This is a genomic window from Streptomyces sp. 4F14 (assembly GCF_048159485.1).
In the GTDB taxonomy this organism is placed as follows: Bacteria; Actinomycetota; Actinomycetes; order Streptomycetales; family Streptomycetaceae; genus Streptomyces.
In genome coordinates this window covers 1-303 of sequence record NZ_JBLRVY010000458.1, presented here as the reverse complement: position 1 = coordinate 303, position 303 = coordinate 1, and the positions used below count along the sequence as shown (strand labels likewise).

The following is a 303-nucleotide window of genomic DNA, read 5'->3' as shown; positions in this document are numbered from 1 at the left end:
GCCACCCCCGCCGCGTCGCTTGGCCCGCCCCCGATAATTGTCAGTCGTCGAATGGCAGTTGGGACAGAGGAACCGCAAGTTCTTGATGCGGTTGTCTCGCCAGTTGCCGTCGATGTGGTCGACCTCCAGAGGCAGCGGATGGCCCCGCCAGACCGCTTCCATGCCGCAGATTGCACACCGCTCCAGCACTTCCGAGGCCGTCATCGCCCACCTGAGACGATCACTGTGGATGCGTCGGGGCGCTGCGTGAGCCTGCTCGACGAGTAGGGCCTCAGGGGTGCGCGGGCGGCGCGGCTCGCCGCG

1 protein-coding gene is annotated in these 303 nt (G+C 67.7%); it reads right to left on the bottom strand.

Features of this window, described 5'->3' with window-relative positions:
- A partial coding sequence (locus ACLZOT_RS51580) for an HNH endonuclease signature motif containing protein (RefSeq protein WP_416976188.1) occupies positions 1-303 on the bottom strand: 303 nt, incomplete at both ends.